General features: G+C 60.1%; 14 protein-coding genes. 4 read left to right on the top strand and 10 right to left on the bottom strand.

Features of this window, described 5'->3' with window-relative positions:
- From J5M73_RS27410 to J5M73_RS27440, 7 genes are all read right to left on the bottom strand, one after another.
- Positions 1 to 1,828, bottom strand: a 1,828-nt coding sequence (locus J5M73_RS27410) for a putative Ig domain-containing protein (RefSeq protein WP_207816557.1), incomplete at its 3' end; no start/stop codon positions are given.
- 118 nt (positions 1,829 to 1,946) lie between these two features.
- Positions 1,947 to 2,483, bottom strand: a complete 537-nt coding sequence (locus J5M73_RS27415; RefSeq protein ID WP_102863082.1) for a GNAT family N-acetyltransferase — start codon at positions 2,481 to 2,483, stop codon at positions 1,947 to 1,949.
- Positions 2,480 to 3,031, bottom strand: a complete 552-nt coding sequence (locus J5M73_RS27420) for a tail fiber protein (RefSeq protein ID WP_102863083.1) — start codon at positions 3,029 to 3,031, stop codon at positions 2,480 to 2,482. Before J5M73_RS27420 ends, J5M73_RS27415 begins: the two co-directional genes overlap by 4 nt.
- A 29-nt stretch (positions 3,032 to 3,060) precedes the next feature.
- Entirely contained in the window at positions 3,061 to 3,636 is a 576-nt protein-coding gene (locus J5M73_RS27425; protein WP_102863084.1) for a tail fiber protein, read from the bottom strand.
- A 35-nt stretch (positions 3,637 to 3,671) separates the two neighbouring features.
- Positions 3,672 to 4,217: a tail fiber protein gene (locus J5M73_RS27430; RefSeq protein WP_102863085.1), complete on the bottom strand. Its 546-nt coding sequence runs from the start codon at positions 4,215 to 4,217 to the stop codon at positions 3,672 to 3,674.
- A gap of 598 nt (positions 4,218 to 4,815) precedes the next feature.
- Complete coding sequence (locus tag J5M73_RS27435) at positions 4,816 to 5,949, bottom strand: branched-chain amino acid ABC transporter substrate-binding protein (protein WP_207816558.1); 1,134 nt, start codon at positions 5,947 to 5,949, stop codon at positions 4,816 to 4,818.
- A 135-nt stretch (positions 5,950 to 6,084) separates the two neighbouring features.
- On the bottom strand, positions 6,085 to 7,344 hold the full coding sequence (locus tag J5M73_RS27440; protein ID WP_207816560.1) for a methionine gamma-lyase: 1,260 nt from the start codon (positions 7,342 to 7,344) through the stop codon (positions 6,085 to 6,087).
- A gap of 124 nt (positions 7,345 to 7,468) precedes the next feature.
- On the opposite strand from J5M73_RS27440, the gene J5M73_RS27445 reads away from it, so the two are divergent.
- On the top strand, positions 7,469 to 7,939 hold the full coding sequence (locus J5M73_RS27445) for an Lrp/AsnC family transcriptional regulator (RefSeq protein ID WP_102863087.1): 471 nt from the start codon (positions 7,469 to 7,471) through the stop codon (positions 7,937 to 7,939).
- A 142-nt stretch (positions 7,940 to 8,081) separates the two neighbouring features.
- On the opposite strand, the gene J5M73_RS27450 is transcribed toward J5M73_RS27445, so the two are convergent.
- The 3 genes from J5M73_RS27450 to J5M73_RS27460 all read right to left on the bottom strand — a co-directional run bounded on the left by J5M73_RS27450 (position 8,082) and on the right by J5M73_RS27460 (position 10,750).
- Positions 8,082 to 8,591, bottom strand: coding sequence for a flavin reductase family protein (locus tag J5M73_RS27450; RefSeq protein WP_102863088.1), 510 nt, complete (start codon positions 8,589 to 8,591; stop codon positions 8,082 to 8,084).
- A gap of 113 nt (positions 8,592 to 8,704) precedes the next feature.
- Positions 8,705 to 9,739: a methionine synthase gene (locus tag J5M73_RS27455; RefSeq protein WP_180988562.1), complete on the bottom strand. Its 1,035-nt coding sequence runs from the start codon at positions 9,737 to 9,739 to the stop codon at positions 8,705 to 8,707.
- Between the two features lie 27 nt (positions 9,740 to 9,766).
- A complete protein-coding gene (locus J5M73_RS27460) occupies positions 9,767 to 10,750 on the bottom strand; it encodes a DUF1852 domain-containing protein (protein ID WP_207816562.1) in 984 nt (327 codons plus the stop codon).
- 289 nt (positions 10,751 to 11,039) lie between these two features.
- Between J5M73_RS27460 and J5M73_RS27465 the strand changes: the two genes are divergently transcribed.
- From J5M73_RS27465 to J5M73_RS27475, 3 genes are read left to right on the top strand one after another with little or no spacing between them, the layout of a single operon-like run.
- Positions 11,040 to 11,207 carry a hypothetical protein gene (locus tag J5M73_RS27465; RefSeq protein ID WP_207816564.1) on the top strand — a complete coding sequence of 56 codons (168 nt, stop codon included), beginning with the start codon at positions 11,040 to 11,042 and terminating at the stop codon, positions 11,205 to 11,207.
- Positions 11,208 to 11,218: 11 nt separating this feature from the next.
- Entirely contained in the window at positions 11,219 to 12,274 is a 1,056-nt protein-coding gene (locus J5M73_RS27470; protein ID WP_115580321.1) for a sugar phosphate isomerase/epimerase family protein, read from the top strand.
- A 22-nt stretch (positions 12,275 to 12,296) separates the two neighbouring features.
- Positions 12,297 to 13,184, top strand: a complete 888-nt coding sequence (locus J5M73_RS27475; RefSeq protein WP_207816566.1) for an alpha/beta hydrolase — start codon at positions 12,297 to 12,299, stop codon at positions 13,182 to 13,184.
- Positions 13,185 to 13,247: the final 63 nt, after the last annotated feature.

Here is a 13,247-nt window from a genome sequence, read left to right on the forward strand (position 1 = left end):
CGCTGGTGGCCGCGCCACCGCTGAGGTTGAGAGTGATCGGGTTGGTGCTGCTGTTGGCCGCCACCGTGGCGCTGACGGCGCCGGCCACCGGCGCCTGGACGCCGATGGTGATCGAGTAGGCCTGGGAACCGGTGGCGCTGTTGGCGTCGGTGGCGGTGATGGTCAGGCTGAGGCTGCCGCTGGCCATTGGTGTGCCGCTGATGGCGCCGGTTGCAGTGTTCAGGATCAGGCCGGCCGGCAGGCTGCCGGCGGTGATGGCGTAGGTGTAGGGCGCGGTGCCGCCGGTGGCAGTAACGGTCTGGTTGTAAGCCGTGCCGACGCTGCCGTTGCTCAGGGAGCCGGGGCTGAGGGTGATGCTCGGCGCGCTGACGGTGATGGTCACGGTGGCCGGGCTGGAAGTGCCGCTGGCGTTGGTGGCGGTGTAGGTAAAACTGTCGGAACCGGAGAAACCGGCAGTCGGGGTATAGGTGATGCTGGTGCCGCTGGCGGTGGCGGTGCCATGGCTGGCAGCACTGGCCACGGCGACGCTGGTGGCAGCGCCGCCGGTGATATTCAACGTGATCGGGTTGGCGCTGCTGTTGGCCGCCACCGTGGCGCTGACGGCGCCGGCCACCGGCGCCAGGCCGTTGATCACCAGGCTATAGGCGCGGGAACCGGTGGCGCTGTTGGCGTCAGTGGCGGTGACAGTCAGGTTGCTGGTGCCACTGCTGCTCGGCGTGCCGCTGATCACGCCTGTGCTGGTGTTCAGGCTCAGGCCGGCCGGCAAGCTGCCGGCGCTGATCGCGTAGGTGTACGGCGCGGTGCCGCCGGTGGCGCTCAGGGTCTGGCTGTAGGCTGCGCCCTGAGTGCCGTCGGGCAGTGTCGTCGGCGTTATCGCCAGGGTCGGCGCGGTGACGGTGATGGTCACGGTGGCCGGGCTGGAAGTGCCGCTGGCGTTGGTGGCGGTGTAGGTAAAACTGTCGGAACCGGAGAAACCGGCGGTCGGGGTGTAGGTGATGCTGGTGCCACTGGCGGTGGCGGTGCCGTGGCTGGCGGCAGTGTCCACGGCCACGCTGCTGGCGGCGCCGCCGCTCAGGCTCAGGGTGATTGGGTTGGCGCTGCTGTTGGCGGCCACCGTGGCGCTGACCGGGCCGACGGTGGGGGGCGGCACGTTGTAGGTATAGCCGTTGGTCAGAGTCGCGGTGCCCCCTGGGGTGGTGACTACCACGTTAACCACACCCGCGGCGTGGGCCGGGGTGGTGGCGGTGATGGTGGTGGCATTGTTGACGATGTAACCGGTGGCGGCTGTCCCGCCAAAGCTCACCGCCGTGGCACCGGTTAGGTTGGTACCGGTGAGGGTGACGGAGGTGGCGCCTGCGGTGCTGCCGGTGTTCGGGTTGACGGCGGTCAGGGTCGGGGTCGCGGAGCTGGTGACCACCAGGGTATAGGTGGCGACGCCGCCCTGATTCAGGCCGTCATTGAGGGTGATGCTGAATGTGTAGGTGCCGGCGGTGGTGGGAGTGCCGTGCAGTAGGGTGTTCGAGCTGCCCGGTGACGGATCGAGGATCAGGCCCGGCGGCAGGCAGGGCGTCACGCCGTCGTAGTCCGGGTCATTGGCGTCGCACTCCACCCATTGGTCCAGTGGTTGTGCGCCGCCGACGGAATTGATGACGATGCTCATGGGCTGGCCCACTGCCACGCTGGGCAAGGTACTGCCCGTAGCCGGGTTGGTGATCACGGGAGCGGCGGCCATTGCCTGGCTGCTCACGGTCAACATGACCAGGAGCAGGAACAGCGAAATCAGCGGGCGTGTCAGCCAGATACCTAGCGTGGTCAGTGGTGTTCTCATGAGGGCTTCCTGCCTTGCGACCGGTTTGAGGGTCGTGTCCAGCGTAAGTGTTGATAAAGGTCCAGCGGTTACAGCACGGCTACAGCCGGCCCCTTGGGGGGCAGGTATTACTTGATGCTCAGGGACTGTCGATCTCTTCCCGGGCGGCCATCCGCGCGGGACGCTGCATTTGGGTGTACAGGCCACTGTCGGCACCGGCCCGGAAGCCCAGCCGCTCATACAGCCGGCGGGCACGGCTGCCCTGTTCGACGCTCAGGCTGCAGGTCTGACGCTGGGCGTCGGCCTTGGCCAGTACCGTGCGCAGCAAGTCGGTGCCGATGCCCCGGCCATGCCAGTCCGGTAGCAGGGCAATATCGACAATGCGCACATCGTCGGCCGCGTACTGCACGCACAGGCGCCCGATCGGGCTGCCGGCCTGCTCGACGATCAGAAAGTCCGCAGCGGGAAAGTGCTTTTCATAGTGCTGGCGTTGCAGCTCGGCCTGGGAGTGCAGGAAAGCCCGGCGCTGGGCGTCGTTCCAGCCAGGCACTGCACTGACTTCGGCCCAGCGGCGTGAGGCGTACAGCGCCTGGAGAAATCCCAGGTCGTGGCTGTTCTGCTTGCGCAGTACAGCCACGTTGCCTGCCGGCAACTGGAGAGCGGTGATGTGAGTCATGAGCTTCTGATCGGGTACTCGCCTTCCAGGCAGATGCAGTAGGACAGCGTCTGGAAGGGTTGCATGGTGTTGCGCAAGGCCGTCGACGTTGTGCCACTACCGGCGTTGCCCACCGTGATGGCCGCCAGTGTCTGGCTTGTCGCCGTCGGTGCGGTGTTGTTGTACAGGCGGACGTTGCGGGGTTGTGCCAGGTAGGCGGTGTTGTTGGGAGTATCCAGAGCGGCCGCCGATTCGCTGCCGTCCTTGGCCAACACCTGATGGGTATGCGGGGCGAAGTTGCTGGCCACCATGGTTATCCGGTCGGCTCCCAGGGCCGTGCCAACTGGCCTGTCGGTCAGCCCGGGGCCGGGCCCGGCCCCCATGGCCACGCGCCCGTTGAGATTGGGCAGCTTGAAGTTCTGTCCGGGGGTGCCGCCATACAGGTTGCCAATCACCGAATAGAGGGCCGGATTCTGCTGGACGGTGATGAGCGAGCCATCGCAGTACGCCCAGTTTTGCGGGACGAAGTTGTAGGGGAACAGTCTGATTTCACCGGTAAAAGCGTCCATGATCGGTCATTCCAGATTGAGTGAGGGGTTCACTGCTGTCGGGTCGGATAGAGGCCGACCAGGCAAATGATGTAGTTGATCGCCAACGAACCCATCAGGTTGCTGTGGGGGGTCGCGGCGCCAGCGCTCGGGGTCAGTGCCGAGTCGAGAAACTGCGGGTTCATCGGGACGGCGGTGGATGTTCCGGTTCCTGCGCTGTACAGCCCGGTGATGATCCCCGCGCCCGGGAATTTGCCAAAGGTCATGCTATTGGGCGTTGCGGCTGGGGATGGGACTGCCGAGGTGGCATCTTGGGCGCTCACCATAAAGCCATGGGTGTGGGGGGCAGTGTTTTCCGGCCTCATGGTCACGGTTTCCACGCCAAACTTCTGCGTTAGCGTCCTTGGGGTCAGTCCGGTGCCGGTGCCTTGGCCCACGGGGAGCCGGCCACGGTAGTCCGGGAGACCGAAGTTGGTGATGCCGTTGCCGCCGTACAGGGTGCCCAGTAACGAGTAGAGGACCTGGAAGTTGCTGATGGGCAGCAGCGATCCGTCACAGAACGCCCAATTCTCTGGCGCATAGTTGCCGGCGAACATGCGGATTTCTCCGACGAAAGCTTCAGACATGTCAGTTTCCTTGCTTGAGGGTCTGTAGACAGCCGTTACTGGCGAGGTGGGTAGATGCCCGTCGTAGCAATGCAGAAATAGCCCACGATGGAGGGCTGCACATTCGGCATGGGCATGCCTGGCGTTGGGGTGACGGTCGCGCTGTTGAGGGCGATCAGAGTGCCGGTTGCCGAGGTATAGGTCGGTTTTGCCGGGACCCCCTTGGTGTTCGAGCTGACAGCGGGAATGTTGCCGCCCGGGTCATCGTTGCCCGGATCGTTGGAGACATGCGTGGCGTGGCTATGCTGGGCCACCGAGTTCTGCGGCATCGTCACGGTTTCGCTACCGCCTTTGGTGCCCAGCGCGTGCACATCCATGATCGGATCGACAGTGGAGGCTCTGTAGTTCTGCCCCAGAGCGACCCGGCCACGCAGATCCGGCAGGCCGAACGTCGTACTGCCGTCACCGCCATAGGTTTTGCCCAGCAGGGAAGCCAGCGCCACATTGGTGTTGATGGGTAGAACCTGGCCCTCGCAAGGGAGCCAACCCTCAGGTGCCCAGCCCCAAGGGAACAAGCGAATTTCTCCGATAAAAGGATCCACGTTCTTTTCTCCTTGAACAAGTTTTTGACGCCGGGAATCCGTCTCTTACTAATAGACTAGCAAGTGCGTAGGCGCACAATAAACAAAAGTGAATTTAGTGTGCAAATGTTATTTCAAGTTGTTTGGTGGTAATTAACGGAGGGCTCGTCTATTAGCAGGTAGTTGACGCTCCGGCTAAGAGATTTCAAGAAGGAAGTCTTTCACAGTGTTGCTGGTTGTCGCTCGGTTCAGGGCGTTATGTCCAGCGGGGGCGGGGTGAGGGCGGGATGTCCAGGCTGGTTGCAGGCTTTTGAGTTCGGCTTTTCGAAATCGTAAGTTCATTGTCAAGTAACTAAGCGTGCTAACGATCTACGCCGAAAGTATTGGTTGTCTAGTCTGGGGTTTGGCGGATTTACAGCATGCTTGAAGTGTAGCGGTAACAGGTCTTAGTTGCTGTTGTGGGGTGGTTATTCCCAAGTTGATAAGTAGGGTATTCTTTTGGCGGGGGGCGCAGTAGTAAAGTTTTTTGCTCTAAGACCCTGTTTTGTTTGAGGTTGTTGTTTTTTTTGACGCCAGCGGGACGCCGCTCCCCGGGGATGAGCGGCGCGCCGTTACCGGCTTACAGCCCGGCGCTTTCTGCCGCTACGCTCTTGGGCTTGCCGTAATGCCATTCATAGACCACGAACTTGAAGTCCTTGAGGTCGCCTTTCTCGTCGAAGCTCAAGTCCCCGGTGGGGGTCTTGAAGGTGCCTTTGTGGATCGCCTCGGCGACTTTCTCCGGGTCCTCGCTCTTGGCCGCGGCGATGCCCCCGGCAATCACTTCCACGGCCGAGTAGGACGGCAGCACGAACGGACCGCTGGGGTTTTCCTTCTTGGCTTCGAAGGCTTGCACCAGGGCCTTGTTGGCCGGGTCCTGGTCGAAGGACTTGGGCAGGGTCACCAGCATGCCTTCGGAGGCGTCCTTGGCGATCTGCGAGATCGAGTCGTTGCCTACGCCTTCAGGGCCCATGAAGCGCGCGGTCAGGCCCTTTTCCTTGGCCTGGCGCAGTAAAAGGCCCATTTCCGGGTGGTAGCCGCCGAAGTACACGAAATCGACATTGGCCTGCTTGAGCTTGGCCAGGATCGACGAGTAGTCGCGCTCGCCGACGTTGATGCCTTCGAACATCGCGACCTTGATACCTTCCTTGCCGAGGATGTCCTTGACCGAGCTGGCGATGCCTTCACCGTACTGCTGCTTGTCGTGCAGCACCGCCACATTGGTCGGTTTCAGCTGGGCGATGTAGCGTGCCGCCGCCGGGCCCTGGGCGTTGTCCAGGCCGATGGTGCGGAACACCATCTTGTAGCCCCGGGCCGTCAGCTCCGGGCTGGTGGCTGCAGGGGTGATCATCACGATGCCTTCATCTTCGTAGATGTCGGATGCCGGCTGAGTGGAGCTGGAGCACAGGTGCCCGACCACGAACTTGACGCCGTCATTCACCACTTTGTTGGCCACGGCCACCGCTTGCTTGGGGTCGCAGGCGTCGTCGTATTCCACGGCCACCAGTTGCTTGCCGTCGACGCCACCCTTGGCGTTGATCTGCTCGATGGCCATGCGCGCGCCGCTGAACTGCATGTCACCGTATTGCGCCACCGGGCCGGTCTTGGCCCCGGCGATGCCGATCCGGATGCTGTCGGCTGCCAGGGAATGGCAGGCGAGACCGGCAAGGATCATGGCGCTGAGCAGTTGGGTGGCTTTGTTATTGATACGACTCATGGGTTGTTCCACTCCTGTGGGTAACGATTCAAAGGGTGTTGCGGGTGTTGCTTGGATGCATGATGCGCCGCAGGCAGCGGCGCATCGGCAACTCGGGGTTGTAGACCGGGCAGCCCGGAACGGCGTTGACCCGGCTCAAGGAAGGGCCTTGCCGATCCTGGCCACGGCCTCGACGGCCGGTAGCGGCGCCGCGGATTCGACACAGGCATCCAGGGCCTGGGCGAGATCGGCCAGCAGGTCGGCGACGTCTTCCAGGCCCACCGACAGGCGCACCAGGCCTTCGGCGATGCCGTGTTCGGCCCGTTCTTCCGGGGTGTAGGTGGAATGGGTCATGCTCGCCGGGTGCTGGGCCAGGGACTCGGCGTCCCCCAGGCTCACTGCACGACTGAACAGTTGCAGGGCGTTCATGAAGCGGCTACCGGTGGCCAGGCCGCCCTTGAGTTCAAAGGCGAGCATGCCGCCGGGCAATTTCATCTGCTGTTGCGCCAGGCTGTATTGTGCGAAGGACGGCAGGCCGGGGTAGGCGACCCACTGCACCCGCGGATGCTCTTGCAGGTACTCGGCGATGATCTGGGCGTTGCTACAGTGGCGCTCCATGCGCAGGGCCAGGGTCTTGAGGCCGCGCATCAGGAGAAAGGCGTCCTGCGGCGAAAGCACGGCACCGGTGAGGTCCTTCAGGCCCTGCAGGCGAATGTGCTCCGCCAGGCTCTGGCGGGTGACCACGATACCGGCGGTGATGTCGCCGTGGCCGTTGAGGTATTTGGTCGCTGAATGCACCACCAGATCGGCCCCCAGCTCCAGTGGACGCTGCAGGTAAGGGGTGCAATAGGTGTTGTCCACGGCAAAGGTGATGCGCGGATGCTGGCGGGCGATTTCGGCCACGGCGGCAATGTCCACCAGTTGCATGTTGGGATTGGCCGGGGACTCGCAGTAGATCATGCGTGTGGCCGGGCTGATGGCGGCCCGCAGGTTGCCCAGATCGCTCATGTCCACATGGCGCACCTTGACCCCGAACTCGGCCAGGCCGTGGTGCAGGAGCGCGAAGGTGCAGCCATACAAGGTCCGGCAGACGATGATTTCGTCGGTGGGGCGCAGCAGGGTCCACAGGGTGGCGGCAATGGCGCCCATGCCGGAACCGAAGGCCACTGCAGCTTCGCCATTTTCCAGGGCTGCCATGCGCGCTTCCAGCAACGCCAGGGTCGGGTTGCCGATGCGGGTGTAGAAGTAGCCGGGTTGTTCGCCGGCAAAGCAGTCAGCGCCATATTCGGCGGTGGCGAAGGTAAAGGTGGAGGTCAGGTAGATCGGTGGAATCAGCGCGCCCTGATGCTCCTGAGGGTTATAGCCGTGGTGGATGGCTCGGGTGGAAAAACCAAGGTCACTGTTTTTATTGTTCATGGTGAACACTCTCGGATTTTCCCTAATGCTATGCTCAAATCCGGCGCAATAAATTCTAATCTAGCTCCAAAAAAAGCACTTGATTGGAATAAAACATCATAAAAACAAGATAAAGAGGCAAAACATGCCCCAGAGCCTGGATCGTACGGACAAAGCCCTGCTGATTGCCCTGCAAGACAATGCCCGGCTGACCAATGCCGAGCTGGCGGACAGCGTGGCCCTCACCACCTCGCCGTGCTGGCGCCGGGTCAAGTTGCTGGAAGAGAGCGGGGTGATCACCGGCTACCAGGCGATCCTCTCGCCCAAGGCGCTGGGCTACGGGGTCACTGCCTTTGTCAGCGTGATGATGGAGTCCCATTCCCGGGAGACGGCTCGGGCTTTCGAGCAGCGGCTGCTGGAAATCCCGGAAATCATCGCCTGCCACAACGTCTCCGGGCGCTATGACTTTCTTCTCGAGGTGCTGGCCAAGGACCTGGAGTCCTTCGGCGAATTTGCCCGAGAGGTGCTGCAGACCCTGCCGGCGGTAAAGGAAATCTACTCGAGCTTTTCCTTCAAGTCGGTGAAGCCGTTGCGGCAGATTCCGGTACAAGAGTAATGAGGGAGGTGCGGCCGTTTGGCGGCTATCGTGGTTCGGCACTATCGCCAAGAGGCCGCGGCAACGGCGTCTGTCTGCTTCGCCAGCAAGCCAGTGGCCTGCAACAGGCCCTCAGCGAAGGAGCACCGCGCAGCTCAAGACTTCAAACCGAGCCATGGGCTGCGAGGTTGCAATACTGCCCTTTGAAATACAGCAGTGGCTGCGCAGCCGCCGCTTGTTGCAGGTTCAACGCTTTCACTTCACCAATCACGATCAGGTGATCACCTGCGGCGTGTTCCGCGTGAATTTCACAATCCAGCCAATGCAGGCTGCCGGCAATGATCGGATTCCCCAGCGGCGATTCCTGCCATTGGACGCCATGCCACTTGTCCGTGCCTTTACGAGCGAACTGGTTGGAAATCCTGACCTGCTCACCGGACAGGATATTGACCGCGAATCGACCCGCCTGGCGAATCCTGGGATAGCTGGCCGAGCCGGACATGACGCTGAATGACACCAGTGGCGGGCTCATCGACACGCTATAAAACGACTGGCAGGTAAAGCCGATCGGCTCGCCAGCAATCTGCGAGGTAATCACCGTGATACCGGATGCGTAGTGCCCGAGCGCTTCGCGAAAGCTCAATGGCTCGATAGCCGTTCTGGGAAGTGACATGGAGGGTCCTAAATATCGGGTGCTGCTCGAAAGTGTCGAGGAGGGCCTGAAGCAGCCCGGTAACTTTTTAATCCACTGCTTCAATCCTCCCGCACAGCATTGCCGGCTTCAGCTCAGCACGGGTTCGAGAGTTCTCTTCGGATAATGTCTGCACCAGCGCTTAATGCCTTTAGCTTGCCTCTTGCCACTTCGCGAGCTAGTGGCGCCATGCCACAGTTGGTGCATGGATAGAGTTTGTCGGCCTCTACGAACTGCAGTGCCTTGCGTAGGGTATTGGCCACTTCCTCTGGTGTTTCAATGGTGTTGGATGCCACGTCAATGGCTCCGACCATCACTTTTTTGCCTCTGATGAGTTCAATGAGATCCATTGGGACATGAGAGTTGTGACATTCCAGCGAGACTATATCGATACTGGATTTTTGCAGCTTGGGGAAAGCCTCTTCATATTGTCGCCACTCTGATCCCAGAGTCTTTTTCCAATCGGTGTTGGCCTTGATGCCGTAGCCATAGCAAATATGGACCGCCGTTTCACACTTGAGGCCTTCAATGGCCCTTTCCAGAGTGGCCACTCCCCAATCATTCACCTCATCAAAGAAAACGTTAAAGGCGGGCTCATCAAACTGGATGATGTCCACACCGGCAGCCTCTAACTCTCGGGCTTCCTGATTGAGGATCTTGGCGAATTCCCAAGCCAGTTTTTCGCGACTTTTATAATGGCTGTCATAAAGCGTGTCGATCATGGTCATGGGGCCTGGCAGCGCCCATTTTATGGGTTGTTTGGTTTGCTGACGTAAAAACTTGGCATCTTCAACAAATACCGGTTTTTGCCGAGCGACAGCACCCACCACCGTTGGCACGCTCGCATCATAGCGATCACGAATTCTAACGGTTTCACGTTTCGCGAAATCGACGCCGCTGAGGTGTTCAATAAAGGTAGTGACAAAGTGTTGGCGTGTTTGTTCGCCATCACTGACGATATCAATACCGGCCTGTTGCTGTTCCTGCAGTGACAAACGTAAAGCATCGTGTTTGCCCTCGACCAATTCCTCGTCTTGCAACTTCCAGGGCGACCATAGTGTTTCAGGTTGTGCAAGCCAGGAGGGTTTAGGCAAGCTGCCGGCAGTTGAGGTGGGTAACAGTTTTTTCATCATCAATGGCCTTGTGATTTCAATGAGTCAAAGAGCGCAATGGGCGGACCACTGCTCAAGGATGGCCTGGTACGGCTTGATGAAGTTCACCTCAACAAACTGCCCCTGCTCAATAGCCAGGCGGCTACGTTCCTCTCGGTCATAAACAATACGAGTCAGTGAGTAATCCTGGTGCTTCAGACTGGGTTGATAGGATTTTCCTGCTGCAGAATTGGCATTGTAGATTTCAGGGCGGTAAATCTTCTGGAAGGTGTCCATCGTGCTGATGGTGCTGATCAACTCAAGATTGGTGTAGTCACTGAGCAAGTCACCGACGAAGTAGAAAGCCAAAGGCGCAACGCTGTTTGCAGGCATGAAGTAGCGAACCTTCAATCCCATCTTCTTGAAGTACTCATCGGTTAGAGAGTATTCATCCTGCTGGTATTCAAAGCCCAAGACAGGGTGCTGGTTCTCAGTTCGATGATAGGTTCGGCTGCTGGAAACACTCAGGCAAATAACCGGTGGTTTGTTAAAGTTTTCCTTGTAGGCGCTTGAGTGGATGAAGTGCTTGAACAGCTTCCCATGCAGCTCTCCAAAGTTGTCGGGAGTGCTGAATTCTGGCTGGTCCTTGTTGTGGTTCAATAACAGAACGCTAAAGTCATAATCTCGTACGTAAGAGGAGAAGTTGTTTCCGACAATGCCTTCCAGGCGTTCAGTGGTCTTTCGGTCGAAAATGTTCGTTTTCAGTATTTCAATCAAAGGGATGGCGTTGCCACTGTTTGCAGTATCAATGCCCATTTCAACGGAAACGATTTCAAGTTCGACAGCGTAACGATCGCCTTTGGGGTTGTCCCAGTGCGCCAAGGCATTGAAGCGGTTGTCAATCATTTTCAACGTATTGCGCAAGTTGTCTTGGCGGCTTTTGCCACGGGCCAAGTTGGCGAAGTTGGTAGTGATACGTGTATTTTCGGAGGGGTGATAGTTTTCGTCGAAGCAAATGCTTTTGATGGTGAATGTAAGCTCTTTGTTCATGGCGTCCTGGTTTCCGAGATGGAACCTGAATTTATTTATCGGTTCTCTGTACTTTCCAATGTTATTGCTAGGTTCTTTTGCTTAGTGGTGTTTCTAAGCTATCGATCATTGAGCTGTATTTTATGCCGGGCTATTAATTGAGAGGAAATGAATTGATTTCACTGAGTCTTTAGTCACATTCATGATGTGCTGTTCATTCAGTTGTACAAGTCTATTGCCCGCAGGATTCATTGATAGGCGAAACAAACAACTGAAAGTGTGCGAGCTGGCGAGTGTGTGGAGAAGCGCCATGCGCTTCCCGTTCATGTACCCGGCGCGTTCGCGTTTGCAGAACGGCGCCATCCCTGGCAAGCCAGCTGCTACCGGTGATCAGCCCGTCCCCAAAGCATTTTTCTGCACACCGATGATTGACGTGGCAACAGCGGCTCCCTATTCTTTGTCGACCAACAAAGAATAGGGAGCAATGCGATGAAAACCCTCAAGGGCCCCAGCCTGCACCTGGCACAGTTCAGTGCCGATACCGCCCCCTTCAACAGCCTGTCGGGCATTGCCCAGTGGGCTGCTGATCTGGGTTTCAAGGCACTGCAGATTCCTGCCTGGGATGCGCGTCTGTTCGACGTCGCCACCGCGGCGGACAGCCAGGATTACTGCGATGACCTCAAGGGTCAGTTGGCACAAAAGGGTCTGGTGATCAGTGAGCTGACCAGTCATATCTTCGGCCAGCTGGTGGCAGTGCATCCGGCCTACGACGCAATGTGCGACAACTTCGCGCCCCAGGCGCTGCGGGGCAATCCCCAAGCCAGAACGGCCTGGGCCATAGAGCAGATGAAGCTGGCGGCCAAGGCCTCGCGCCGCCTGGGGCTCGGTGACATGGGCACCTTTTCCGGGTCCCTGGCCTGGCCCTATCTGTTTCCCTTTCCGCAACGTCCAGAAGGTTTGATCGAGGCCGCTTTCGAGGAACTGGCTCGACGCTGGCGGCCGATCCTCGATCTGTGCGACGAGCAGGGGGTCAACCTGTGCTACGAGATCCACCCCAGCGAGGACCTGCACGATGGCACCAGCTTCGAACGCTTCTATGAATTGGTCGACCGTCACCCGCGCTGCAACATCCTCTTCGACCCCAGCCACTTCGTGCTGCAGCAGTTGGACTACCTGAGTTACCTGGACATCTACCACGAGCGCATCCGCATGTTTCACGTCAAGGATGCCGAGTTCAATCCCAGCGGCCGCCAGGGCATCTACGGCGGCTACAGCTCCTGGGTCGAGCGGGCCGGGCGCTTCCGTTCCCTGGGCGACGGCCAGGTCGACTTCAAGGGGATCTTTGCCAAGCTGGCGCAATACGACTACCCGGGCTGGGCGACCCTGGAGTGGGAGTGCTGCCTCAAGGATCAGGAGGACGGCGCCCGGGAAGGTGTCGAATTCATCAACCGCCACATGATCCAGGTCACCGAGCGGATCTTCGACGACTTCGCCGGGGCCGGGATCGACCGCCAACAGATCAACCGCATGCTCGGCATTGCCTGAACCCTTCATCAAGAGAATCCCCATGACTGCATTCACCGACAACACCCAGGCCGAGACTGGCGGCCTGACCCATCGCTATGTGCGCATCGACGGCCAGCGCATCCACTGTGTCAGCGCCGGCACGGGCCGCCCGGTGCTGCTGATTCCCGGCTGGCCGCAGACCTGGTACGCCTGGCGCGAAGTGATCCAGGCCCTGGCCGCCCGAGGCTTCCAGGCCATTGCCGTGGACCCGCCGGGCAGCGGCCAGTCCGACCGCCCGGAGCAGGGCTACGACACCGGCCATGTGGCCGGGGTGCTGCACCAGGTGATGGGGCAGTTGGGCTTCGAGCGCTACAGCGTGGTCGGCCACGATGTCGGCATGTGGATCGCCTACGCCCTGGCCAGCGATCATCCGCAGGCGGTGGAGCGCCTGGCGCTGACCGAAGCGGTGATCCCGGGGCTGGCGGCGGCGCCGCCGATCTTCGTCGCGCCAGAGCAGAACATCTTTCTCTGGCACTTCATGTTCAACCAGCTGCGGGACTTGCCGGAAGCCTTGATCGCCGGACGCGAGCGGGCCTACCTGAATTACATATTCGATCACTGGTCCCATCGCCGCGAGGCGGTGGCCGCCGAGGTCTATATCGAGGCGTACGCCGCGCCGGGCGGCCTGCGTGCGGGTTTTGCCTACTACCGGGCGATTCCCGAGACCGTGCGGCAGAATCAGTTGCGCGCGCAGCGACCGCTGGCAATGCCGGTGCTGGCCATTGGCGCCGAGCACGCCACCAACGATGCACCCTTGCTGACCCTGCAGGGTCACGCCACGGATCTGCGCGGCGCCATCGTGCCTGACTGCGGGCACTTCATCATGGAAGAGGCGCCGGAGGAGTTCCTCGCTCACCTGCTGCCCTTTCTTCAGGAGGGCGCCGACTGAACAAAGGGCAGGCGGTCCCGGGCCATGGAAAATGGCCGGGGCCGGTGCAAATCTAATATCATT

This window comes from Pseudomonas sp. 50_B (assembly GCF_017491625.1).
Taxonomy (GTDB): domain Bacteria; phylum Pseudomonadota; class Gammaproteobacteria; order Pseudomonadales; family Pseudomonadaceae; genus Aquipseudomonas; species Aquipseudomonas danubii.

What these genes read in the sequence shown, in the direction of transcription:
- J5M73_RS27435 (WP_207816558.1), bottom strand. Translation starts at nt 5,949, where the DNA reads ATGAGTCGTATCAATAACAAAGCCACCCAACTGCTCAGCGCCATGATC.
- J5M73_RS27465 (WP_207816564.1), top strand. Translation starts at nt 11,040, where the DNA reads ATGCGCTTCCCGTTCATGTACCCGGCGCGTTCGCGTTTGCAGAACGGC.
- J5M73_RS27450 (WP_102863088.1), bottom strand. Translation starts at nt 8,591, where the DNA reads ATGTCACTTCCCAGAACGGCTATCGAGCCATTGAGCTTTCGCGAAGCG.
- J5M73_RS27415 (WP_102863082.1), bottom strand. Translation starts at nt 2,483, where the DNA reads ATGACTCACATCACCGCTCTCCAGTTGCCGGCAGGCAACGTGGCTGTA.
- J5M73_RS27440 (WP_207816560.1), bottom strand. Translation starts at nt 7,344, where the DNA reads ATGAACAATAAAAACAGTGACCTTGGTTTTTCCACCCGAGCCATCCAC.
- J5M73_RS27445 (WP_102863087.1), top strand. Translation starts at nt 7,469, where the DNA reads ATGCCCCAGAGCCTGGATCGTACGGACAAAGCCCTGCTGATTGCCCTG.
- J5M73_RS27455 (WP_180988562.1), bottom strand. Translation starts at nt 9,739, where the DNA reads ATGAAAAAACTGTTACCCACCTCAACTGCCGGCAGCTTGCCTAAACCC.
- J5M73_RS27460 (WP_207816562.1), bottom strand. Translation starts at nt 10,750, where the DNA reads ATGAACAAAGAGCTTACATTCACCATCAAAAGCATTTGCTTCGACGAA.
- J5M73_RS27425 (WP_102863084.1), bottom strand. Translation starts at nt 3,636, where the DNA reads ATGTCTGAAGCTTTCGTCGGAGAAATCCGCATGTTCGCCGGCAACTAT.
- J5M73_RS27470 (WP_115580321.1), top strand. Translation starts at nt 11,219, where the DNA reads ATGAAAACCCTCAAGGGCCCCAGCCTGCACCTGGCACAGTTCAGTGCC.
- J5M73_RS27420 (WP_102863083.1), bottom strand. Translation starts at nt 3,031, where the DNA reads ATGGACGCTTTTACCGGTGAAATCAGACTGTTCCCCTACAACTTCGTC.
- J5M73_RS27475 (WP_207816566.1), top strand. Translation starts at nt 12,297, where the DNA reads ATGACTGCATTCACCGACAACACCCAGGCCGAGACTGGCGGCCTGACC.